This window comes from Planctellipticum variicoloris, assembly GCF_030622045.1.
Lineage (GTDB): Bacteria > Planctomycetota > Planctomycetia > Planctomycetales > Planctomycetaceae > Planctellipticum > Planctellipticum variicoloris.
On the sequence record NZ_CP130886.1, the window covers coordinates 1,492,401 to 1,516,529 of the forward strand.

Consider the following 24,129-nt stretch of genomic DNA (forward strand, 5'->3'; position numbering starts at 1 on the left):
TATCAAGCTGCACGGAGGAAATTGCGAGATGCCACGATTCATCGCGAGTGCCTGGCGGGCCGCCGGCCTGACCTGTGTTCTGCTGGCCGGCTGCACGACGTCGTCTCCGCCGGCCGCCGACAGCGCAGCGAAGTCCGCGACTCCCGCAGAGGGGGCATCGGCCGATCCATCTGGCAAGGTCGCGGATTCGCCGGCAAAGATCGCCGCGGTTGACGCCGCGTATCCCGACGTCCCCGTCATTCCGATCATGACCGAAGTCGACGGAATCGAAATTCCGCGGCTGACGACGGGATCCCAGGACCTGCAGCTCACCGGTCCGATCCAGGCCGACGTCGGCAACGAGCATGCAAAAGCCAAACCGTCCGAGCCTGTCCGCGGCGACGCGATCCGCATCCGTTTCAACTCGGAACCGAAGACACTCAACCCGATCGTCGAGACGTCCGCCGTGCAGACCTACATCGGTCAGTACGTGCAGGAGTCTCTGCTCTGGCAGAACATGGAGACCTTCGAATTTGAGCCCCATCTTGCAGAATCCTGGGTCGCCGAAGATTCCGTGAAGCTGTCGGCCGACTATCCCGGCAAGGAGCGCCGGATCGCCCGGACAGGCGAGACCCCCGCGGCGAGTTTCGAATTCGACTATACCGAACCGGCCAGCGAGAGGGATGAACCCGCGAAGGTCGAAGTCCTGACCAGCGACCCTGCCGGCAAACCGCTCGGAGGAGTCTGGGTCGGCGTGTTTCCTAAGGGCAAGATTCTCGGCGCCCCGCTCAACGGATATCACCTGTGGAGCGATCCCCAGGGCAAAGTCACGTTGAGCGCATTTCCGACCGGGACGTACGTCGTCAAGACCGGCGCCGAAATCTACGGTAAAGCGAAGAAAGGGGACGACGGTTCGCTGGTCGTGACGGCGGCCACGGAAGAAAACCCGCTCCGCGAAGAATTGAAGTCTTCGGGGGACGCCGAGCTGACGCTGAAGGCGGGGGAATGGAGCGATATTCAGGAACAGACGTATTACACGTACCGGCTGCGGCAGGACGTCAAGTGGTCTGACGGGACTCCGTATACGACCAGGGATCTGGAATTCGCCTACGCCTCCCTCAAGAATCCGACGGTTGATGGCGAGTCGATCCGCACTTACTACTCCGACATTATCGAGTGCAAAGGGCTCACGCCTCACGTGGTCCGCATGCGCTACCGTCAGCAGTACTTCAAAGCCCTGGAAGTGACCGCGCAGATCGGGCTTTATACTCCCCCGTTCCACTTCTTCGCCAAACGGGTGAAGGACTCGAAGAACGTCGAGCTGACGCTTGAGCCGCTGACCGAAGCGGAAGAAGCCGCCCAGGGGAAGTGGAGCGTTCACGGCAAAGAGTTCGGCCGGTTCTTCAACACCGACAGCGAATACAACCTGAAACCCTTGGGAACCGGTCCGTACATGGTTGGTCGCTGGGTCCGGGATCAGCTCGTCGAGCTGGAGCGAAACCCGATCTACTGGAATCAGCAGCGTCCGGGCTATCTCGACAAGATCATCGTCAAGTTCATCCCCGATAACGTGACGGCGATGCAGGCTCTCCAGGCCGGCGAAATCGACTTTTTCTGGTATATGACGCCGGAGCAGTATTTCGAAGACCTCAAAGGCCCTCCCGACTGGTTCAAGAACAAGTACGTCAAAGCCGACTGGTTCACGCCGATGTTCAACTACATCGGCTGGAACATGCTCAACCCGGAGTTCCAGGATCGGCGGGTCCGGATCGCACTGTCGATGCTGTTCGACAAGCAGGACTTCCTGGAAAAGAAACTCTACAATGCAGGCGTGATCGTTTCTGGATCGCAGTATTACTTCGGCCCGGGCTACGACCACTCGGTCGCCCCGCTCGATTACTCGCCCGATACCGCCCGGGAGCTTCTCTCCGATGCCGGCTGGGTCGACACCGACAACGACGGCCTGCTCGACAAAGACGGCAAAAAGCTTTCGCTGACGATTTATATTCCGCCGGGCAATCCGGTGGTTCAGCAGCGGATAGAGCTGTACCAGAAGAGCCTGCGAACCGTCGGCATCGAACTCGACGTGCGGCTGCAGGAATGGGCGTCGTTCATTGACCGCATCCGCTCGAAGAAGTTCGACATCTGCACTCTGAGCTGGGTGACGCCCGTCGAGAGCGACCCGTATCAGATCTGGCACGGATCGCAGGCCGGCGCGGACAAGCGCGGCAGCAATCACGTTTCGTTCAACAACGCTCAGGCCAACGAGTTGATCGAGATGTTGCGCGTCACGCTCGACGACAAGAAGCGGCAGAAGATTCATCACGCGTTTCACCGGCTGATTGATGCCGAGCAGCCTTACATGTTCATGTATTGCATCAAAGACTTCGGCGCCTACCACCAGCGATTCCGCGGGGTGAAGTGGTATCGCCTGCGTCCGGGTTTCGATCTCACCGAATGGTACGTCCCCAAAGACGAGCAACTGATCAAGGAATGATCGCCTGGGATGCCTCCCGTGCTTCGCCGCCTGAAGGGGACCGCCAGCCTTGCTCGGATATATCGCCAAACGCGTCCTGCTCATGCTTCCGACCCTGCTCGGAATCCTGGTCCTCTCGTTCTTTGTCATCAAGCTTGCCCCCGGAGATCCCGCCTCGCAGAAATTCGGCGGGGCGGCTCAGGCCCAGGCCGGCATGAACGCCGAACGGGGGACCGAAGCGGCCGAACTCCGGTTCCGCAAACGATTCCACTTCGACAAGCCCGTCGTCGTGCAGTTCGGCTACTTCCTCGATCGCCTCTGGCGCGGCGACATGATCTTCTTTCAGACGGAGGAGCCGATCTGGGGCGACTTTAACCGGGCGCTCAAGATTACGATCGGCCTCAACCTGATCGTGTTTCTGCTGATCTACGCGATTTCGGTCCCAACGGGGATCTACAGCGCCGCGTTCCCCCATTCCTGGGGGGACAAGCTGCTGACAGTGGTGCTCTTCATGCTCTACAGCCTCCCGTCGTTCTGGGTGGCGGAATTGCTGCGGATGGCGATTGCGTCGGATTTCTGGCGGCAATTCGGCCTGACTCCTCCCCTCCTCCCGATCATGAACCTCCGGTCCGATCACTACGATCAGCTCTCTTCCTGGGAGCGCTTCACCGACTACTTGCAGCACATCGTCCTCCCCGTCGCCTGCCTCACCTACGGCGGACTGGCCTACCTGTCGCGGCAGATGCGGGCGGGCATGCTGGAAGTCATCCGCCAGGACTACATCCGCACCGCCGAGGCCAAAGGCTGCAGCAAAGCCCGCGTCATCCTGATCCACGCCCTCCGCAACGGGCTGTTTCCCATGATCACCCTGCTGGCGGCCCTGCTGCCGGCCCTGATCGGCGGCAGCGTGATCATTGAGTTCGTCTTCAACATCCCGGGCATGGGACTGAGAGCCTACGAAAACGTCCTGCGTCGCGAGTACGACTTCGTCATGATCTCGCTGATGCTCTCGGCGGTCCTGACCCTCTTCGGCATCCTTCTCTCAGACATCCTCTACGTCGTCGTGAACCCGCGCGTCAGTTTCGAAGCCGACAAATAGCCCGGAAACGCGCGAGCCCCCTTTGGGACAGCGAGGATCTCTCGCAGAGGAAAGAGGAGTTCGCAGAGAGGAAGAGGAACAGGAGAGGGAGGCAGGAAGATGCCACGCAACAAGATGTTAAGAGTCGAGAGCCAGACACGATGGACCACCCGCAACTGACAACTGACAAATAACAACTGACAAATCACAAATATCGCGGAGCAGCCACAGTGACTGCGGTGCAGCACCGGGTTCGACAGAGTCAATGGGTTCTCATCTGGCGGCAGTTCCGTCGCCGTCGGCTCGCCGTGGCTGCCGCGGTTGTGATTGCCCTGCTGTTCGGCGTCAGCATCTTTGCCCCGCTGATCGCCCACGACCGGCCCCTCTATTACGTCGGGTCCAACCGCTTCGACTACCAGGAAGCCGCCCGGACGCTGCGGGCGCTGCTCGGTCAGATTTCGAGCGAATCGCAGGCCGGCCGCCGCGCCGAACTGCTGAAGTCCGCCCGGCTGCAGTGGGAACTGATGGCCGTCGAACTTCCGGTCGACGACGCAGCGAAACTGCGGGAATTCGGTGCTCGGGCGACCGCCGCCGCCTCGACGCCGGATGCCGCCGGGCTCCGCAAGCTGCAGATTGAGCTTCGCAAAGACTTTTCACGCGGCGATCTCAAACTTCGGGAAACCGCCCGGTGGCCCGTGCTCGCCAGCCTCGGCGGGATGGATCTCTTTTTCATGACGGGCTATGTCGTCTGCCTCGCGGCCCCGCTCGGATTCTGGGGAGTGAGCCGGCTGGCGCCGGTCGGCCGCCAGCACGCCCTGCGTCGGGGCCTCACGGCCGCTGTATTCGCCGTGCCGGTCCTCGCTGCCGTCGGCTGGTGGTGGTTCGTCCCGCAGCGACTCGACCGCACGAATTACAAACTGGCCGTCCTGGCCGCAGATCCCGCCGCAGCGACGGCCCCGGTCGTTTTCCAGCAGGTCCTCTGGCCGCCGATTCCTTTCGCCATCGACGAAGACGACCTCTCCCGCAAAGCCGCCCCCCCCTACTGGGCTCTCAAAGAGCCGGCAAAATCGCCCAGTTCCCCCTGGAACGGTCCCCACTGGCTGGGGACTGACGACCTGGGACGCGACATCCTCTGCCGCATGATCTGGGGGGGCCGCGTCAGCCTGGCGGTTGGCGTGGTCGCTGTCAGCATCTACACTTTCATCGGCATCATCGTCGGCGCCGTCGCCGGCTACTTCCGCGGCTTCTGGGATCTGGTCATCTCGCGAATCATCGAAGTCGTGATCTGCTTCCCGGCGTTCTTCCTGATTCTGACCATTGTGGCGTTCTTCGGCCCCGGCCTCATGAACATCATGATCATCATCGGTCTGACCGGGTGGACCGGCATCGCCCGCCTGGTCCGGGGCGAGTTCCTGCGGCTGGTCGATCAGGAGTTCGTCCTGGCGGGCAAAGCGCTCGGCTACTCGGCCCCGCACATCATCTTCCGTCACGTCCTCCCGAACGCTTTGGCGCCCGTCCTGGTTTCGGCGACGTTCGGCGTCGCGGGAGCGATTCTGACCGAAAGCAGCCTGTCGTTTCTGGGGCTGGGGATCAGCGTCCCGACCCCCTCCTGGGGCTCGATCCTCTCGTCCGGTCGCGACGCGATTTTTCGCGCCCCCTGGCTGATTCAGTTCCCGGGGCTGGCCATTTTCATCACCATTACCTGCTACAACCTGGTCGGCGAAGCCCTGCGGGACGCCTCCGATCCGCGGCTGAGAGGGTCGCGAGCCTGAGTCGACTGCGTGAACCCCTCCGCGCCAAACGGGTCCGTCCGGAAGGACTCGCCGGCAACCTGCCGGGTTCGCCACCACTTCATGAAAGGCGCTCGATGCATCCGTTCGACACGTATTTCAAACTCTTCGACTTTCAGCGCCAGCGGACCCTGCTGACGCTCGACGACGTCGCCCGGCAGACCGATCCCGCCGCCGTGCTCGGCTGGCGTCCCGGCCCCGGTCGCGCACACATCGCCTGGCAGCTCATGCACGTCGGCGTCACGGAAGCCCTGTTCGCCACCGAGCGCCTGCTGGGGACCATGCCCCCCTACCCGGAACTGATTCCGCGCTTCAAAGGGGGAAGCACGCCCGACGACGACATTCCCACGGTCGAAATGATCCGGCAGGTCCTGGCGGACGGACGCAGCCACCTGCTGACGACGCTGCAGGGCTTCGGCCCGGACGACCTGCCGAAGATCCCCAAGTGGTTCGAACAGCGGGGCTGGACGCTGGAACGGGTTCTTGAAGTCGTCGCCTGGCACGAAGCCCACCATCAGGGACAGGCCCACCTGACGCTGAATCTGTGGAAGGCCGGCCAGCCGGCCTGATCGACTCAATTATTGCGCCCGCCAATGCAGACGGGTCACGATCTGAAGATCGTGACCCGTTGCGTTCACTCTCAGGGTTCGGGAGCTGGCCCCCGCAGCTTAGTACTCGCCGACCACTTCGCCGTCGGCCCGGCTGCAGAGCCGGCGGACGATGTGCGTGTCGGTGTTTTCCGAGATGAACCGGACCGTGCCGTCACACAGCAGAGCATGCGCGCCGCCGACGTGCAGGCTGAACGGCTCGTCGTTCGGACCGCAGTTGTTGGTCGTCCAAGGGCACGGATTCGGTCCCGTCGTCGGGCCACCCTGAGGCGTCTTGTTCTGATTGATGATCCCGAGCGAACTGGTCGTGGCATTGGCCGCTCCGGAGACGCCGCTGCCGCTGTCCGGATCGGCCCAGCGGTTCGGGCACGACTTGCTCGACGGCATGACGGTCAGGTCGATGCCACGAGCACTGTTGAGATACCGCGGAACGGTGCCCAGCAGGCCGACCGGATCGTAGGAGCCCACGGTATTCACATCGCGACCGGCGTCTTCAAAGATCGCGATCGTGTTCGAGGTCCCGTCAGTGACGTCGGCGATCCGGTTGCAGAGGCCGAGAGCGCTATCGACGTCGCTCCCCAGCGATGTGAGGTCGACGCACTTGTTGCGAACACCAGTCGTCGGGCTGAGATCGGTGTAGGCGATCGGCATGTAGTCGACGCTGCCGAAGCCCAGGTTGTCTGGCTTGGCGTTCGGATTGCTCGGGCACAGGAACGCGACAATCGTCGTCTTGGCGGCCGTCGCGTTGGTGCTGAGGGCGCTGTTGGAGTAGTGATAGGCGAAATTGAACTGGTTGTAGAGCGGGGCCTGGTCGATGTAGGGCAGGATCTGCGTAAACGTCGAGACCGGGAAGAACCGGCGACCGATCACCGCACGGTCGGTGTATTCCCCGGACGACGGGAACCGGGTGTAGGTCGACTCGTAGTTGTGGACCGCCAGGCCCATCTGCTTCAGATTGTTCTTGCACTGCGTCCGGCGGGCCGCTTCGCGGGCCTGCTGCACGGCGGGGAGCAAGAGCGCGATCAGAATCGCGATAATGGCGATCACAACGAGCAGCTCAATCAGGGTGAACCCCTGTCGGCGCGACTTTTCAGTCGCCGTGGAAATCTTCATCCGGAACCTCTCCAAAACCCTGAGAATCACACACCGCTCACCCTGCGTGAGACGACCGGGGTATCATCCGGTGCGAAATTAAGATTGTGTGAGGGTTTGGAGTATTCCCGATGAACCCGATCCAGGCGCAAATGGAGTTAGACGTAAATCACTTCTGCGAAGAGAGTTACGGAAGTTCATGATTCCTGCAAAAAGTCGAGCAACCGTCCTCCCGATGCCGGCGTTTGCGTTGATTCTGTGAAGATTCCCAACAAATGAAGAACCAGACGTCCCGAGTTCTCACCGAGTCTTCATCAAGTCGCGGCCATCGGTCCCCCCCGGTCAGCGCCCGTCACTCGGCACGCTCAACGGCGGATGCCCCTCACGGACAATCCAGTCTCCGGATGCCTTCAGATCGAGAAATCGCTGCTGCAGCCCCGAGGGCCAACGGACGATCATCTCGTCGATCGTGTCCGATTCCCCCAGCCCGATCACCAGCCGCCGTTCGTTGCTGGCCTGGTAGCCGTCCCCCGCAGTGAGCTGTCGCATGACAGTCTTCGAACCGGTTCTCGCGGTCACCGTCGTCCCGAGAGCGTCGCGATTCGAAGTGATTCCGATCAGGCGCAGCGACAACGCTCGCCCGGCCTCCGCCGTGGTGTTCGTGAGCAGGGCGGTCTCGTCCTCCAGATGCCCGACGGCGAGATCTTCGCGCCCGTCGCGATTCCAGTCGAGTCTCGCCGCCGCCCGCCCCAGCCAGCGGCTCTGAAAGTAATTGCCGAGTTCTTCCGGCGGGACCGCAGCAAACTCCCCCCGTCCATTGCCGCGAAACAGTTGCGGCGGCATCCGGTAGGGGCGTCCGAAACGAGTCAGGTCGTCGAGATGGCCGTTCGCGACAAACAGATCGAGCGATCCGTCGAGATCGACATCCAGAAACTGCGTCCCGAAACCCAGCATTTCCAGCGAAGGTTCAGACAACCCCGCGGCGCGCGTGCGGTCCTCAAAGACGCCTGCAACCGGATTCACAAACAGAGTGTTCGGCTCCGCCAGAAAGTTGGTGATATTCAAATCGATCCGACCGTCGCCGTCGACATCCCCCAGCGCCACTCCCATGCACCCCGTCGCCTTGCCGTCTCCATTCAACGCCAGCCCGGATTCAATGCCCCGTTCGCGCAGCAGGAATGTTCCATCCGGCGCGGAGTCCCGGACGAAGAAGAAGCTGGGGGTCGTATCGTTCGCCACAAACACGCTGAGCCGTCCGTCGCCGTCCCCATCCCACGCGGCGATTCCCAGCCCCATCCCCAGCGGCGGCTCATCCAGCGCACTCGCCGTGGCGTCTATGAATCGACCGTCCCCCGCGTTCAGCCAGAATTGATCCGGCTGCGGGTAGAAATCAAACGGCATGCACATTTTCGTCAATCCGTCGGCGTGCCGGCAGACCCGATCGAACACGTCGGGCGCCGTGACATAGTTCACGTCGTAAATGTCCGGCAATCCGTCGCCGCTGAGGTCGGCCAGGAGAACGCTCGTCGTCCAGGCGTCGCCATCAATGCCGGCCCCTGGCGTGACGTCGGTAAACGTCCCATCGCCCTGATTCCGCCACAGCCGGTTGCGGCCGATGTTGGCGACGTACACGTCCGGGAAGCCGTCAGTATTCCAGTCGCCGATCGTCACCCCCTGCCCGAAACCGTCCTCGACGATTCCGGCACTAAGACTGACGTCAACGAAGCCGGCGTCGCTCCGATTCTGAAAGAGCCGGTCGCCATGCTCGCGATCGGGAACCCCGGGCGGCCAGGTCTTACCCTGAGAACAGAACAGATCGGGCCGCTCGTCGAGATCGAAATCCAGCACGCCGACGCCCCCTCCCGTGAATTCAAACATGCGCTGCGTCGGGGGACCGCCGACGCCGTTGCAAAATCGAAACTGCAGGCCGGCGGCTCTGGCGTCATCGCGAAATGACAACGGAGTCGTCGATGACGATCCGCTCGCGGTCGGCGCCGCCAGGACGGCCGCCCGTCGTGGCAACGGGTAATGAGAGAGGTCGACGGAGAGCGCAACATTCGCGCTCTCGGCCATCAGTTGCAGCGGCAGACCGGCAACGCTCTGCTGCAGTCGCTGCAGCACCCTGTGCAGCTCCGGCCCGCCAACATTCATGGCGACAGCCAGCCGACACCAGCCGTACGCTTCCCACAGCCGGCCGGCCGCCTCAAAGGCCGGCACCAGTTCGCCGAGCAGATCGGCCCGGCGTTCCCCTCCCGGAAACAGCACCCGATTCTGCACCTGCTCCAGTTCATAAGCCCGGCGGACCTGGTCGCCGAAGCGCGCAGCTAGCTCCGTTTCTCCCGCTTCCGTCAACAGCCGGGCCAGCCGGCCCGCCCCCCCCTTCAGCTCGGGCGTCCGCCGCAGGGCCTCCCAGTCGCAGCGAATCGCTGCCGGCAGATCGCCCGCCTGCTCGGCGATCTGTCCCCGCAGAAACCAGGCCTCCCCTGATGCGTCGGCGCTGGCCGGCAACCCGTGCAGCCAGTCGGCGAAATCCCCGGCCCGATTCGTCTCAATCAGCAACCGGCCCCGCAGAACGTGCGCCGGAAGGTGATCGCGCTGCCGCCGGAGAGACTCGTCCAGCAGTTCGAGCGCCAGCTCGATGTGATCGGCCTCCGCGGCCAGCCAGGCCAGCCCGACCAGGGGATTCGGGTCGGCCGGATCGGCGGCCCGGGCCTCTTCGAGCAGCTCCGGATCATTCACGATCCCCTCGGACCGGGCCAGCAGTATCAGCAGCTCGGTTTCCTCGCCCGCCTGGATCAGGCGCAGAATGCACTCCTGAGCCTCGCGACGACGGATGCAAAGACTCAACAGCTCCGCCAGTCCGGTGTTGGCGCGAACATGTCCCGGATCGATCTCGAGAACCGCGCGGTAAGCCCGTTCGGCATTCCGCAGCCGATGCAGCCGACGATGCTCCAGCTCGGCCAGCTTCAAAGATGTTTCCAGACGCAGGCGCGGCGCAGCCGGAGCCGACTTCTGCAGATATCCGGCGGCCCGTACCCACGCCTGCTGCCCGCTCGCACACTCCGCTGCCAGCAGCCCGGCCTCTCCGGAGGCGACATCCCGTTCGAGCACGCGCGCCGCCAGCCGCTCCGCCTCGGCCAGGCGGCCCCTGCCGCGCTCGCGTCGCGCCTCCGCCAGCACGCGTTCCGGCGGCTCGCGAACCTGGAAAATGCCGAACACGGCCGCCGCAATCAGCACGCCTGCCAGCGCCGCCGCGAACCCCTTCCAGCCTGTGCCCCCATATCGACGGACACCTTCAGGCGCGACCGCAGTCGCTCCGGATCGAACGCGGTTCCGCTTCGACCGCTTACTCGGCATGGCCGGTCACCGTCGCGATCACCTCCGAGCATTCCGGGTTTTCGCGCAAGATCCCTCGCGACGAATCCTCGATCAGCTCCAGTGTGCGATCTGCGGGAACGTCATCGACCTCGGATGTGGCCCCGGACGGCCACTCAACTTTGACCCGCGTCGCCGTCTCCGCCGAGCCGAGTCCGAACTGCAGCAATCGTTCGTTGCCGGCCATGTACCCGTCCCCTGCGACGAGCTGCTTCGTCCAGCGACGGTCGCCCGCGACGACTTCGACCGTGGCCCCGATCGCGTCGCGCGCCGTCGTGCGGGCACTCAGGCGAATATTGAGGAAGTGTCCGGCTTGTGCGGTATCATTCGTGACCAGCCCCGCCCGGTCGCCAATGTGCGAGACGGCGAAGTCCATGCGGCCGTCGCGGTTCCAGTCGAGTCGCGCCAGTCCGCGTCCCAGCCTCGGCTGAGCGAAGTAGGGACCGACGCCCGCGCCCTGCAACTCTTCAAAACGCGCGCCGCCGAGATTGCGGAAAAACTGCGGCCGCATGTGGTACTCGCCCCCCTTGTCCCGATAGTCGTCGACGTGGCCGTTGACGCCGACCAGGTCAGGCCAGCCGTCGAGATCGGCGTCGAGAAACTGCGCCCCCCAGCCGACGAACGGAAACGTCGGCCCTTTCAGGCCGGCGGTGTTGGCGGATTCGACGAACAGGCCGGGCGAACTCTGCAAGAACAACGTGCTCCCCTCGTCCTTAAAGGTAGAGACATAGAAGTCGATGCGACCGTCGCCGTCGGCGTCGTCCGCGGCAATCCCCATCGACGCCATCGCCAGACCGTCCTGATTGAACGCGACCCCGGCGGGAAAGCCCTCGTCGTCGAACCGCACGCGGTCGCCACTATCCGTCGCCCGGTTCTGCAGCAGGAAATTCGGCACCTGGTCGTTGGCGATGAAGAGGCTCGGTCGACCGCGTCCGCTCCCGTCGAAGGCCACGATTCCCATTCCTTTTCCGTCAACTTCCGGCGAGTCGGGCGGATGAACTGCAAACCGGCCATTGCCGTGGCTGATGAGCAGTTGATCGGGAGCGCCGGCAAAGGCGCCCGGAGAGCAGGCTTTGCCGTTGCAGATCGCCTCATAAACGCCGGGACCCGTGAGATAATTCACATCGTACAGGTCCGGATCACCATCGCCGTTCACATCGACCAGTGCGCAACTCACCGTCCAGTCGCCGGTCGTCAAGCCGGCGGCGTCCGTGACATCGGCGAACGTGCCGTCGCCATTGTTACGGAGCAGTTGATTCCGGCCGACATTGGCGACGTAAAGATCCGGAAAGCCGTCATTGTCGAAGTCGCCTGCGGCGCATCCCTGTCCGAAGCCGGTGTCATGCAATCCCGCGGACGTCGACACGTCACCCCAACCTTCTCCGCCACGATTGCGGAACAATCCATCGGAAAAGCGATTCGAGACTTCGGGAACCATTGAGCCGGTTCGCCAGTCGAGCCCCTGCGGAAAGAACAGATCGGGCCAGCCGTCGACATCGAAGTCGAGAACTCCGACCCCGCCGCCGGTCTGCTCGAACTGGCGCACGCCAGGCGTCTCCGGATCTGCGCCGTTCCAGTAGGCGAAGTCCGGGCCGTCCGATTCTGCGGCAAATCGAATGGCCTCCCGACTTGAAACTGGATCACGCGGCAAGTCGTCGGCACTGCTGCTGATCAGAGAGGCGAACTCGGGAAATCCCGAGAGATCGTATCGCAGAGCAAGATTTTCGTTGTCAGTCACCAACGGCAATTGGTCGTTGAGCTGCGCGGCAACACGTGACAGCAAGTCTCCGATCCATTCCGATTCGGGAAACTCTTTTCTCGCCACAACGCCCCAGGCGCCGGCTTCCCAGATGCGGCCCATTTGCTCCAGAAGCGTCGCCACGCTCCGGTAGGGCGCAGCGTCCTGAGACTTCGTGCGCAAGACGCGGTCAATCTCCTGCGTCAACTGAATCAATTGCTTGGCGCGGGCTTCGGCGGGCGCGCTGGCGGGATGCTCAATCGACCGCAAAACCTGGGCCAATTGAAATGTCGCCCGGCGGTGCGTCGGGGCCAGTCGGATGGCCTCCCAGCAACATCGGGCGGCCACCTGCGGTCGATTTTGAGTCCTGGCCCAGAGCCCACGAACATACGCGATATCGGGATCGCCATTGGCGGCGGCCGGGAGCTTTCGATGCCACTCCTGAAACTGCTGGCTCGACCGAGTGACCAGCAACTCGCCCAGCATCGACTGGGCGGCAATCAGATCCGGTGTCTCTGCGACAAGAGATCGCAACCGGGACTCCGCACCAGCGGCGTCCCCCTCCCAGAACGAATGACTGGCCAACCCCAGTTGGACAAGCCGGTCGTCGGGGACTTTTTCAGAGCAACGCTCCAGAAACGGACGTTGCTCGACGGGCCGATCGAGATCCGCAAAGAGAATCAGCTCCTGAACGGTCGCCGTTCCGCTACGAACCAAGAAGAAGTAGTGGGGAAAAGACTCCCACCGTCTGCCGGACACGCTCGTCAGAAAGGCCATGCGCTCGTGCGTCAGAGCGTTATTCGGAGCGAAATTCAAAAATTGCCGATAGAGGGCTTCCGCCTCGGTCAATCGGCCGGCATCGCGGGAGGCTTCGGCGGCATAAAACACCCCCAGCGGCAGTTCCCGCGACTCCTGTTGTTTTAGAGCCAGCGTTCGATAGTGTTGGACGGCATCGTCGACGCGTTGATCCTTCGTCGCGGCCTCTCCCGCAAGAGCAATCGCAATCATCCAATCCGGGCTATCACGCTGGATTTTCAACGCCAGCTTCTCTGCACTCCGAAAATTTCCGCCTGCCAGCGCCGCCCGCGCCTGGGACAGCACCGACTCCTGACGCGGCGAAGTGCGGTCGCAACCGGCAGCGCCAAGGGACACGGCGGAAAGTATCAGCATCGCAACATTCCGGCCGATTCGGCTGAAATGCCGCGCTGCGTAAGTTGAATTTCGACTCATGGAGTCATCGCATCAACTGCGTTACTTGAGTTCGAAAGTGAATTCATTCTTCCCGTTGGGTTCGACCTTTGCCGTCAGCGGAGTGTTCTGGGCGTCGCTGTACTTCGCGGGGAGAATGTTGCTGGAGCGTTTCCCTTTGCCGCTGTGGGAATAGGCTGCCGCATAGTCGACGCCCGCCACGGTGCCGTGCGCTTCCTTCGGTTCACCGGGCGTTGCCTCATCGGTCACCGTGACCATGACTTTGTAATCACCCGCGGCAGCACCATCGCCAGCGCGATAAGTCATCAGTGAGAATTCTCCGTTGTCGTCGGAACGCGCGACAGCCGCAGGTTGATTCCCCTGCGGGGAAAAGGCCACGGACGCGCCGACCAACGGATTCCCCATATACGTGACCTTGCCTTTGGCCTTGAAGACCTGGGCGCGTTTACTTGCTCCATCTCCCCCACCCGAACATCCAGCGGCCAGAACTGCTGCACCGAGCGTCAGGGCGATTGAAGCGTGCAGAATTGACGTTCGCATCGCGTAAACATCCTCAGAGAATTGCCGATTCAGAAAGACGTAGAGTGAGGGGCGAAGAACGTCCCTCACTCTACGTGCGATGATCCAAGGCGCAAAGCGGTCCTAGAAATCTGTCACGGTTTCTGCACCGTTGATGGAACCCAGTGCCCCCCAAACGCCGTAGACGCTTTGTCCGCTCGGTGGCTGATCGGAGCCGCCTGGCGGATTCGTCAATGTGGCATTTCCCGCATTGATGTTCTCGCTTATGAAACGAACGGCGCCATCACCCATCAGGCCATGAACGCCACCCGTGTGAATGCTGGACGGTTCCAGAATTCCATCGCCAGAATCCCCGCCATTGCTCGACAGGCAACTGATCTTGTTCGGCCCGAGAATCGTTGTGAAGCCCGTGAACACGGGCGCGGCGTCCATCCAGCGAGTGCCACGGCGAAGTGAATTGCCGTTCGTCGTCGTGATAACGCCCCCGGCACCGAGGCCGGTCAGACAAATCGAAGGATTCGTACGCAACGTCCCCTGATCGAACTGGTAGGAGACTGCCCCAGTCAGAATCGTCGTGGCGCCTGGCTTTGTTTTAATCGCTTCGCTGATGGCAATCGTATTGCTCAGCCCGTCGGTCACATCACGCACGGAACGAGTACCCGCTCCCGGCTGGCCCCCGACGAAAAACCCGCGAAGTCCACGCTGACCGTTGCCATTCCACTGCGGAGTGTGATCCCAGATGGTGTCGCCGCGGGACGTCATGTAGTTGCACTTTCCCTCGTTCCCCTCGACTCTGGTGTCCGCATCCGACGGACAGAGCAACATTGGTATCTTGGCGACCACGCCCACATGGTTCTCATCCCATGGAACGAATGAGAAATTCGCATAGTTGTTCGCAGCGCCGGTGATATGTGCCGTCGGCCCGCCCGAAGCGCAGATATTAAAAAGAGGCGCCTGGTCGATGTACGGCAACATACCCACGTAGCTGCCCTGACGTTGTCCGCCGGGTCCCCCCGTATTCCCGGACATCATCGGAAAAACATTGTACACATCATGATAATTGTACAGTGCCAGCCCAAGCTGCTTCAGATTGTTTCTGCACTGTGTACGACGAGCGGCCTCGCGCGCCTGCTGAACAGCGGGCAGCAATAGTGCGATCAGGATGGCGATGATGGCGATCACCACCAGCAATTCAATCAGGGTAAACGCAACACGTGAACGACCGCGAGACTTCGTCATGGGTGACCTCCCGGAAAAGAAAATTACAGACAACGGGGAAACGCAGGAATCTGCGAAGAGAGATGAGCGAATGATGCAAACGTCGAAACGTGCTCAAAGTCAACTTTGAAAGAAAGCATACGCAAAAACAAGTCCGTGGCAACCCAAAAAACCAGAAAACTGCCGGATTGTTCAGCGTTTGTGCCGGGAAATGGACCACTTTTCGCGACGCAAACGCTGCAGATGGGTTCGTTTGTTCATGTTCTGAGACGGGGTAGAGACGCCGCCCCGGCAGGCTGTCGACGATTCTCGGGAACCGTCGGCCGCCCGTGAGTGCGTAAGCCTGACCGCTTCCGGCGTGCACTGGATGCCAGTTCTCCGCATCGACTCAGAAGCCGCCGATGCGCCACCGAACGCCAGCGTCAGCACTTACTGCTCTTCGAACAGGTCCACGGTCCGACCGTCTGGCAGGCGCAAACTCGCGGCCACGACGATCTCGTTTCCGTCGTCGCCGGTCACGTGATGCACCGTCAGTTCGCCGCTCCCCTTCGTGCCGCGGACGCTGTAGACGAAGACGTCGTCATCGTCGTTGGCCAGCGAGCGGGTGACGTTCATCGAAAACTCCTGGATCTCGCCGATGTGCTCGCGCAGCCGGGCGTTGTCGCGCAACTCCGTCTCCACCTCCGCCGACATGACATTCAGCCCGAAGTACACGAAGCCCCCGCAACAGACGAGCGTCCCGCCGCCGATCACGACTGCGACGACCACCAGGATCATCGCCCACACCCCGGCGGACGACTTCTTCCGACGGCTCGGTTTCGCGGAACGGGGGGCGTACTCTTCGAGGTCTTCGTCGCTGTTGGGCATGATTGCAGCGCGTCCGCAGTCGGGACAAACGGTCACAGGCTGCGGAAAACCATACCCAAGTCGCGGAGTCCGCGAAACTCAGTTTCCGAGGCCGCGAACTCCGACCGGCAACCAGCGGCCCGAACCCCCGCGATCAGCCGGCGGCGACGCGCGTCAGCAGCGCCTTCACCTTCGACTCGATCAGATCCCGGATCTGCCGGAACTCGTCGGCAGGCAGCTCCTTCGGGTCGGGAATCTGCCAGTCCTCGCGGATGTCGGCCGCGACCATCGGGCACGAATCGCCGCAGCCCATCGTGATCGCCGCGGCGTACCGTCCGGGAGGGATGTCGTCGAGGGATTTCGAGGTGTGCGTCGTCAGGTCGTAGCCGACTTCCTGCATGAACTCGATCGCCCGCGGATTGACCCGCCCCGACGGTCGCGACCCCGAGCTGTGGGCTTCGACAATGGCCGCTCCATGCCGGCGGGCGAATGCCTCGGCCATCTGGCTGCGGTTGGAATTCTCGACACACACAAACAGCACGCGGGGGAGGCTCATGGCGGGACGTCTCAAGCGACTACGGTCGTGTTTCCGGAAGCATAATTTCCGTCCATGAAGGATGCATGAAGACCTGCCCGGCTAACGAACAGAGCCCCCGGATTCCGGGGGCTCTGTGAGATCTCTGGCGAACTGTACGAGTTACTCGACGATGATGTCGTGGACGGTCTTGCCGCTCGGAATCATCGGCAGCACGTGCTCCTGGTAGGGGCAGACGACGTCGAGCAGATAGGGGCCGTCGTAGGCCAGCATTTCCGCCAGCGCCGCCGGGAAGTCCTGCTTCCGGCGGACCTGCGCGGCGCCGACGCCAAAGCCGCGGGCCACCTGCACAAAGTTCGGATAGGTCTCTTCGTAATGGGCTCCCTCGCCGGCGCCGACGGCTTCCGGGTGGTCGACCGGTCCCAGGTAGGTGTGGGCCCGGTTGCCTTCGTGGAACCGGTCTTCCCACTGCATCACCATCCCCAGGTGCTGATTGTTGAGGAGCAGAATCTTGACCGGCAGCTTCTCGCAATGCAGCGTGGCCAGTTCCTGCACGTTCATCAGCATGCAGCCGTCGCCGTCGATGTCGATCACGAGCGAATCCGGATGCTGCGCCTGCACGCCCATCGCCGCCGGCAGGCCGAAACCCATCGTCCCCAGGCCCGAGCTGCTCAGCCAGTGCCGCGGCTCGTCGAACTTGAAGAACTGAGCCGCCCACATCTGGTGCTGGCCGACCCCGACGCAGACGTATGGATTTTTCGCCCGCGTCTGCCGGCAGAGCTCATCAATGGCGTACTGCGGCAGAATAAAGTCTCCCGAGTCCTTATAGGCCAGCGGATACTGCTTCTTCCACGCGTTGAGCTTCTCCCACCACGCCGACGTATCGGGCACATCGTCGTCGGCGATCATCGCGTTCAGGCCCTGGAGCACCTGCTTCACGTTCGCGACCACCGGGATGTGGGCCACCTTGTTCTTGTGGATCTCCGAGGCGTCGATGTCGACGTGGATGATCTTGCCGTGCTTGGCAAACTCTTCCAGCTTGCCGGTCACCCGGTCGTCGAATCGCACACCCAGGGCGATCAGCAGATCGGCCTCGGCGACCGCAAAGTTCGAATAGACCGTGCCGTGCATCCCCAGCATGTGCAGGGACTGTTCGTCGTCGCCGGGAAAGGCGCCGATCCCCATGACGGTCGTCGCGACGGGAATCCGCGTCTTGCGGGCGAGCTTTGTAAATTCTTCCGAGGCGTCCGCCTGGATCACGCCGCCGCCGATATAGAACACCGGCTTCTTCGATTCCCGAATGGCGGCGAGAATCTGGCGGATCTGGTTCGGATGGGCTTTCCGGACTTCCGGGTGGTAGCCCGGGAGATTCATCGGCGGATCGTAGTCCACGTCCCCGCTCACAGTGGCGAGCTGGACGTTCTTTGGCATATCGATCAGCACCGGGCCCGGGCGGCCGGTATTGGCGATATGAAAAGCCTCTTTCACGACTCGCGGAATATCGCGCACGTCGGTGACGAGGTAGTGGTGTTTGGTAATGGCGCGACAGATTTCGACGATCGGCGTTTCCTGGAACGCATCGGTCCCGATCACCGTCGTCGGCACCTGCCCGGTGATGGCGACCATCGGGATGCTGTCCATCTTGGCGTCGGCGATCGCCGTCACCAGATTGGTCGCCCCCGGACCGCTCGTCCCCATGCACACCCCCACCTTACCGGTGGTGCGGGCGACCCCCTGGGCGGCAAACGCCCCCCCTTGCTCGTGCCGCGGGAGAATCGTGCGGACTTCGTCGCGGTGGAACGTCAACGCCTGATGCAGCGGCATGCTGCAGCCGCCCGGATACGCGAAAATGACGTCCATCCCCTGCTTGATCAGCGCCTGGACCATGATCTCGGCGCCGTTCACAACATTTTTGGCAGCAGTCACTTCCGGTCGTTCACAAATCGCCACAGTCATCATCCTTCGCTCATCGGGCGGCTTTCCGGAGCCCCCATCTGCCTACACCGTCGCCCCGGCCCGCGTCATGCGCGAACTGTGCGAGGATCGCCTAGTGTAGACATCCGACACACGGGTTTCGAGTCTTGTTCGCTGCGCCTCCCGGAAATCAGCCGTTTCCCGACCAAAGAAATCGATTTCACCGGCAGCCGCTCCCTCGGGCGGGGCAAGTACGGAAAGCCTCGCCCTGCCAAGGACTTCCGAAACGCCTCCTGCGAAAAAGTCCGCGGAAAACTTTCGATTCGCCTTCGCGCGATGTACAGTGGCCGTCGCAGGACGACGGTCGGAAGATTTCCCAATCGCTCCGCGCCGGAAATTCGAGACTTGGTGAGGATCCGTATGAATCTGCCCACATCTTTGAGCGCCGGCGTCGCCCTGATCTGCCTGGCGGGTCTGTCGCACGCCCAGGAACCTTCACTCGCCGAGTTCTACGGCTTTCGCGAGCTCGAAGTCTCCAAACTCACCGAGCGCTCAAACAGCCTGGTTACCGGAGACTTTAACCACGACGGATTGACGGATCTGGCGGCCATCGACAACAGCCACAGCCGGATTGATCTGCTGCTGCAGCGCAAGTCGCCGACCGACGCCACTCCCGCGGGCGTCGGCGCCGGAATACCAGAGGTGAACGCCGTCGCCAATTCCGGGCGATTCGACCAGCAGAAGCTCGGCGTGGATCAAGAGCTGGCGGCCTTGGCCGTCGCCGACTTCAACGGCGATGGACGCGACGACATCGCCTATTTTGGCAACCCGGACCGCCTGATTGTCCGATTTCAGCCCGAGCAGGGCGAATGGACCGGCAAATTTGAGCTGCGGATCCCCGATGTCGCCCCGGCCGCCTGGATGCTGACCGCCGGCGATTTGAACCACGATGGGAAGGCCGACCTGGCGGTCCTGGGAAAATCGGAAACCTGGGTGTTCCTCCAGGAGCAAGGCGGAAAGTTCGGCACGCCGGTCAAACTGCTGAATACCTCCGACAAACTCGGCTTGGTTCAGATTGCCGACCTCAACGGCGACGGTCGGAACGACCTCTGTTATCTTGCCGGCGACGGGCTGAATCGCACGCTCTGCACGCGACTGCAGGATGGCGAAGGTCGACTCGGGCCGGAGTACGTTTTCGACCTCGAACGCCCGCGGGCCGTGAGCCTCAAAGACGTCGACGGACTCCCCGGCGCCGAAATCCTGACTGTCGATTCGCGGACTGGACGGATCAAGCTGCTCAAGCTGGAAACCGTGGCGACTCCAGCCGGGCAGTTGCCCGAGCGATTGATCCACTATGGATTCGGCAAGGCCGGGACGGGGCGGGACCGCGAAGTGGCGCTGACCGACTTGAACGGCGACCGGCTGACCGACGTTGCCGTCTCCGACCCGGAAGGCTCGCGGATGCTGGTCTTCCTGCAGCGCAAGGGGGGCGGGCTGGATCTTGGGACGCCATTCCCAGGACTCTCCGGAACTGATCTACTGCGAGCCGGCGACCTGGATGGCAGAGGCGCCAGCGAACTGGTCGTTCACAGCAGCGCCGAAAAGACGCTCGGCGTCAGCCGGCTCGTTGACGGTCGGCTTCAGTTCCCGCGGGCAATCCCCGCGGAAGGCGATGTCGTCGGGTTGGAACTCGCCGATCTGAATGCCGACGGTCGGGCCGAAATGATCTTGCTGCTGCGTGTGAAGAAGGGGCGGGAGACCACCTACGCAGTGCAGTTGCTCAAGGCCGGGGACGGCGAGAACCGCTGGGAAACACTGCCGGTGAAAGGCGAAGGGATGCAGCCCTTCGAGCTCAACGGCACGCCCGAACGGCTCCTGGCAACGAATCTCACCGGCGACGCCCGGCCGGAACTCGTCATTCTGCAAGGAACCTCCAAGCGTCCCCAAGTCTTCGCGTTCGACGATCAACTGGTTCTGAAATCCGCCGAAAACACCAGCGGCCCCGGCTTGCCAAGCGTCGCCGCCGGCGCGGTCACTGTCGCTGAGCTCGGCGGGAAATCCGGGCTCCTCGTCGCCCAGGAGAATTTCGCCAGGTTCCTGGTCCTCGGAGAAGACCAGCGCTGGCAGGTGATCGAACAGTTCAACGTCTCGGAATCCAACGCCCGCGTTGCAGCGGCCGCCGCCGTCGATCTCGACGGCCAGCCCGGTCCGGAGATCATCCTCGTCGACCCCGGCGTCAAAAAACTGCGAATCCTGTTGAAGCAGGAGTCGGGATACCTGCCTTGGAAAGAAATCGATCTCGGCGACTTCCCTTTCGAGTCGTTGCAGATCGCCGACCTCAACGGCGACGCCCGATCCGATGTCCTCGTCTTCGGAGCGGACCGCTATGCCGTCCTGTACTCCGGCGGCGAAGCCCCGACGGTCAAGGAACTGGCGTCGTTCGAAAGTCAGTTGGAGAAGGTCTATCCCACGGACGTCGTCGCCGGAGATCTCAACGGCGACGGCCATGTCGATCTGGTGATGACCGACACGCGAGCCCACTTTATTGAGTTGCTTCAGTTCCGACCGGAAACCGGCCTCAAGCACGCCCTCTACTTCCGTCTGTTCGAAGAAAAGAGTTTCGCCAACGACCGGGTCTCCGACACCGAACCGCGCGAGGCCCTGGTCGTCGATGTCACCGGCGACGGCCGGGCCGATCTGGTCCTCCTGACGCACGACCGTCTGCTGGTCTATCCGCAGGATGACGGCAAGTAGACTTTGCTTTGCTGCGTTCTGGATTTCTCACCGCACGCGCCAACTCCGGCAAGCTGCGCCAGTCGGGAAGAGAGTTTCATTCCCCAGAGTCGACTGTTAGGATGCGCCGGGTTGGATTGCGCAGTTCCGACAGGATACTCACGGAGTGGGGATTATGCTCAGCGGGTGGCAGGGATGGGCCGCGGCCTGGTTGGTCGCGGTCGGTGTTTCCGTGGTGCAGGGAGCCGATACGGTCAAACCGATGAAGATCACCGAGATTGAAGGCATCAGTGAATACCGTCTCGACAACGGTCTCAAGGTTCTCCTGTTCCCGGACTCGTCGAAGCCGACAGTCACCGTCAACCTGACGGTCTTCGTCGGCTCCCGCCACGAAGGCTACGGCGAAGCCGGCATGGCGCACCTGCTGGAGCACATGCTCTTCAAGGGGACGCCGGATCATCCCACCATCCCCAAGGCCCTCCAGGGGCGCGGGGCCGAGTTCAACGGCACCACCTGGGTCGACCGCACCAACTACTACGAAACGCTCCCGGCGAACGACGAGAATCTGGAGTTCGCCCTCCGGCTCGAAGCCGACCGGATGATGAACAGCAAGGTCCTCGCCGAGGATCTGGCTTCGGAAATGACCGTCGTCCGCAACGAGTTCGAGCGCGGAGAAAATAACCCCGCCTACGTCCTCGTACAGCGGATGATGGGCGCCGCGTACGAATGGCACAACTACGGCAAATCGACGATCGGCAACCGGGCCGACATTGAGCGCGTGCCGGTCGAAAGCCTGCGCCGCTTCTACAAAAAATATTACCAGCCCGATAACGCCATGGTCGTCGTCGCCGGCCGGTTCGACGAGCAGAAGGCGCTCGAATTCATCGGCAAGTATTTCGGAGAAATTCCGAAGCCGGAACGCGTTCTCGAACCGACGTACACCGAAGAGCCCGCCCAGGATGGCGAGCGGACCGTGACCTTGCGCCGCGTCGGCGACGTCGCCGTGGTCGGCGTCGTCTACCACATCCCCGCGGGCGCTCATCCGGACTACTCTGCGATTGATGTCCTCGAAGGAGTGCTCACGCTCCAGCCGGCCGGCCGGCTCTACAAGGCGCTCGTCGAGCAGAAGAAAGCCTCCAGCGTCAGCGGCGCCGCCTACGCCTGGCACGATCCCGGCACGCTGCGGCTGATGGCCGAAGTCGCCACCGGAAACACTCCTGAAACCGTTCTCGACACGCTGCTCGACACCATCGACTCTGTCGTCGAACGGGGTGTCAAGGAAGAAGAAGTTGAACGGGTCAAGCAGCGACTCCTCAAGCAGCGGGAAATGGCCGCCGCCGATAGCGCCGAAATGGCGATCGAACTGAGCGAGTGGCAGGCCCAGGGAGACTGGCGGCTCTACTTCCTCTACCGCGATCGGATCGAACAGGTCACCGTCAAAGACGTCGACCGCGTCGCCCGCGCCTACCTCCAGCCCAGCAATCGGACGATCGGACTCTACATCCCTACGGCTCAGCCGCAGCGGACGGCCGTGCCCGCCACGCCCGATATCGTCGAACTGGTCAAGGACTACAAAGGTCGCGAGTCCGCCACTGAAGGCGAGCAGTTCGACGTCTCGCCGGCCAACATCGACGAACGCACCCGCCGGAGCGAAATCGGCGGCGTCAGCGTCGCACTCCTCCCCAAGAAAACCCGCGGCAATACTGTCATTCTGCGGCTGACGCTGCGCTACGGGACCAGCCAGTCTCTGGCCGGCATGAGCACCGCCTGCGAGTTCCTCCCGGCCCTGATGGTCCGCGGCACGAAGCAGCTCTCGCGGCAGCAGCTCCAGGATCAGCTCGATCAGAGTCTGGCGACGCTGGGCGCCGGCGGGAATGCCGGCGAAGCCACCTTCTCCATCCAGACCAAGCGGGACAAACTCCCGGCGGTCCTCGATCTGCTCCGGCAAGTCCTCCGCGAACCGGCGCTCCCGCCGGCGGAGCTGGAAATCCTGAAGCAGGCGCATCGGTCCGATCTGGAGCAGGGGCTCACCGATCCCCAGTCGCTGGCGGTCCGGGCCATCAATCGCAAACTGAACCCGTATCCGCCGAGCGACGTCCGCTACTCCATGACGCTCGAAGAAGAGCTGAAAGCCGCCATCGAGCTCGATCTGGCGGCGGTCAAGAAGCTCTATTCGAACTTCCTGGGCGCCCAGGCGGGGCAGCTCGTGGTCGTCGGGGACTTCGACCCGGAAACCACGATGGAAGCCGTGACGGGGATGCTCAAAGGCTGGCAGGCCGCTCAGCCCTACGAGCGGATCAGCCGCAGCGGAAACCTCGATCTGAAGGCCGAAACGATCCGGATTCTCACGCCGGACAAGGCCAACGCGTTCTACTTCGGCGGAACGGCCCTGCCGATGCGGGACGACGATCCGGACTACGCCGCTATGGTCATCGGCAACTATGTCTTCGGAGCCGGCGCCCTCTCGTCCCGGCTCGGTGACCGGATCCGCCAGAAGGAGGGCCTGTCGTACGGCGTCGGCTCGGCCTTCCGTGCGTCGTCACTCGACGAACGGGCCACAATCTCGCTCTACGCCATCTGCAACCCGGACAACGTCCCGAAGGTTCAGGCCGCAATCACCGAAGAGCTCAATCGCCTGCTCAAGGAGGGCATCACCGCGGTTGAACTGGAGAACGCCGCCAAGGGCTATCTGCAGCGGCAGGAAGTCGCCCGGACGGAGGATCCGGCCCTGGCCCGGATGCTCGAAGAAAGTCTCTACGCCGGTCGGACGATGGAATACTACGCCCGGCTGGAATCTCAGATCTCGAAACTGACGCCGGAGTCCGTCGTCGAGGCGCTGCGGAAGCACGTCCATCCAGACCGGATTCTGGTGGCGATTGCCGGCGACTTTGAGCCGAAGAAGCCGACTCCGAAGGACGACGACAAGCCCGCGGGCGCGGCGAAATAACACCGCCCGCAGCCGTAGAAGTATTCGCAGGGACGCCGACGGAATCCGTCGGCGTCCCTGGCATTTCACGGG

The 24,129-nt window shown here is 62.7% G+C and carries 14 protein-coding genes; 6 read left to right on the forward strand and 8 right to left on the reverse strand.

The window, feature by feature from the left end:
* The first annotated feature begins 28 nt into the window (after positions 1-28).
* The 4 genes from SH412_RS05885 to SH412_RS05900 all read left to right on the forward strand — a co-directional run bounded on the left by SH412_RS05885 (position 29) and on the right by SH412_RS05900 (position 5,892).
* Entirely contained in the window at positions 29-2,476 is a 2,448-nt protein-coding gene (locus tag SH412_RS05885) for an ABC transporter substrate-binding protein (RefSeq protein ID WP_336522582.1), read from the forward strand.
* Positions 2,477-2,525: 49 nt separating this feature from the next.
* Positions 2,526-3,554 carry an ABC transporter permease gene (locus tag SH412_RS05890; protein WP_336522583.1) on the forward strand — a complete coding sequence of 343 codons (1,029 nt, stop codon included), beginning with the start codon at positions 2,526-2,528 and terminating at the stop codon, positions 3,552-3,554.
* Between the two features lie 209 nt (positions 3,555-3,763).
* Entirely contained in the window at positions 3,764-5,305 is a 1,542-nt protein-coding gene (locus SH412_RS05895) for an ABC transporter permease (RefSeq protein WP_336522584.1), read from the forward strand.
* A 95-nt stretch (positions 5,306-5,400) separates the two neighbouring features.
* On the forward strand, positions 5,401-5,892 hold the full coding sequence (locus SH412_RS05900) for a DinB family protein (RefSeq protein ID WP_336522585.1): 492 nt from the start codon (positions 5,401-5,403) through the stop codon (positions 5,890-5,892).
* A gap of 99 nt (positions 5,893-5,991) precedes the next feature.
* Here the strand turns inward: SH412_RS05900 and SH412_RS05905 are convergent, their stop codons facing one another.
* The 8 genes from SH412_RS05905 to ilvB form a co-directional block, all read right to left on the reverse strand.
* Entirely contained in the window at positions 5,992-7,044 is a 1,053-nt protein-coding gene (locus SH412_RS05905) for a DUF1559 domain-containing protein (RefSeq protein WP_336522586.1), read from the reverse strand.
* Positions 7,045-7,365: 321 nt separating this feature from the next.
* Positions 7,366-10,380 carry a CRTAC1 family protein gene (locus SH412_RS05910; protein ID WP_336522587.1) on the reverse strand — a complete coding sequence of 1,005 codons (3,015 nt, stop codon included), beginning with the start codon at positions 10,378-10,380 and terminating at the stop codon, positions 7,366-7,368.
* Positions 10,370-13,306 carry an FG-GAP-like repeat-containing protein gene (locus SH412_RS05915; RefSeq protein ID WP_336522588.1) on the reverse strand — a complete coding sequence of 979 codons (2,937 nt, stop codon included), beginning with the start codon at positions 13,304-13,306 and terminating at the stop codon, positions 10,370-10,372. The genes SH412_RS05910 and SH412_RS05915 overlap by 11 nt, the downstream gene beginning before the upstream one ends.
* Positions 13,307-13,387: 81 nt before the next feature.
* Positions 13,388-13,885: a carboxypeptidase-like regulatory domain-containing protein gene (locus SH412_RS05920; RefSeq protein WP_336522589.1), complete on the reverse strand. Its 498-nt coding sequence runs from the start codon at positions 13,883-13,885 to the stop codon at positions 13,388-13,390.
* A 102-nt stretch (positions 13,886-13,987) separates the two neighbouring features.
* Entirely contained in the window at positions 13,988-15,103 is a 1,116-nt protein-coding gene (locus SH412_RS05925) for a DUF1559 domain-containing protein (protein WP_336522590.1), read from the reverse strand.
* Positions 15,104-15,511: 408 nt separating this feature from the next.
* Positions 15,512-15,949 (reverse strand): Coa1/Tim21 domain-containing protein, encoded by a 438-nt coding sequence (locus SH412_RS05930; RefSeq protein WP_336522591.1) that lies wholly within the window; start codon positions 15,947-15,949, stop codon positions 15,512-15,514.
* A 133-nt stretch (positions 15,950-16,082) separates the two neighbouring features.
* The gene (locus tag SH412_RS05935) at positions 16,083-16,484 is read right to left on the reverse strand and encodes an arsenate reductase ArsC (protein WP_336522592.1); all 402 of its coding nucleotides are present in this window, start codon (positions 16,482-16,484) and stop codon (positions 16,083-16,085) included.
* A 141-nt stretch (positions 16,485-16,625) separates the two neighbouring features.
* Positions 16,626-18,422, reverse strand: a complete 1,797-nt coding sequence (ilvB, locus tag SH412_RS05940; RefSeq protein ID WP_419555772.1) for a biosynthetic-type acetolactate synthase large subunit — start codon at positions 18,420-18,422, stop codon at positions 16,626-16,628.
* A 375-nt stretch (positions 18,423-18,797) separates the two neighbouring features.
* Between ilvB and SH412_RS05945 the strand changes: the two genes are divergently transcribed.
* Complete coding sequence (locus tag SH412_RS05945) at positions 18,798-21,131, forward strand: FG-GAP repeat domain-containing protein (protein ID WP_336522594.1); 2,334 nt, start codon at positions 18,798-18,800, stop codon at positions 21,129-21,131.
* Positions 21,132-21,372: 241 nt separating this feature from the next.
* On the forward strand, positions 21,373-24,057 hold the full coding sequence (locus tag SH412_RS05950) for a M16 family metallopeptidase (RefSeq protein WP_419555788.1): 2,685 nt from the start codon (positions 21,373-21,375) through the stop codon (positions 24,055-24,057).
* The last annotated feature ends 72 nt before the right edge of the window (positions 24,058-24,129 follow it).